At 28.6% G+C, this 625-nt stretch carries 1 protein-coding gene; it reads left to right on the top strand.

Annotation, left to right across the window (positions count from 1 at the left end; genetic code table 11):
• Nucleotides 1-625 (top strand): AMP-binding protein (locus CLOBL_RS27335; protein WP_143323984.1); only part of this gene is annotated, 625 nt, incomplete at both ends.

Here is a 625-nt window from a genome sequence, read left to right as displayed (position 1 = left end):
TACCAATAGATCCTGAATATCCAGAAGACAGAATAAAGTATATGTTAGAAGATAGTAATACAAAAATTTTTTTAACACAAAATAAATTGTTAGGAAGCATAAATTATGATGGAGAAGTTATAGATTTAGAAGATAGTAAGCTATATGAAAGAGAGAATAGTAATGTAAATACTAAAGGAATGTCAAATGATTTAGCATATGTTATATATACTTCTGGAACTACTGGAAAGCCTAAAGGTGTAATGATAGAACAAAAAGCCCTTGTAAATTTGTGTATTTGGCATAATGAATATTATGAAGTAACAGAAAAAGATAATGCAACAAAGTACGCAGGTTTTGGTTTTGATGCATCAGTATGGGAGATATTCCCTTATATTATAGCTGGAGCAACTCTGCACATAATAGATAAGTCTATAATGCTTGATAAAGATGCTTTAAATAAATACTATGAGGATAATAAGATAACAATAGGATTCTTACCTACACAAATGTGTGAAGAATTCATGAGTTTAGAAAATAAATCCTTAAGGAAATTGTTAACTGGAGCGGATAAATTAAAGGTTTATAAAAAGCAGACTTATGAATTAATAAATAACTATGGTCCAACAGAAAATGCAGTAGTTAC

Origin of the sequence: Clostridium sp. BL-8 (assembly GCF_002006495.1) — a bacterium.
Taxonomy (GTDB): domain Bacteria; phylum Bacillota; class Clostridia; order Clostridiales; family Clostridiaceae; genus Clostridium.
Note: the sequence above shows the minus strand (reverse complement) of the source record. Positions and strands in the feature narration are given on the sequence as shown.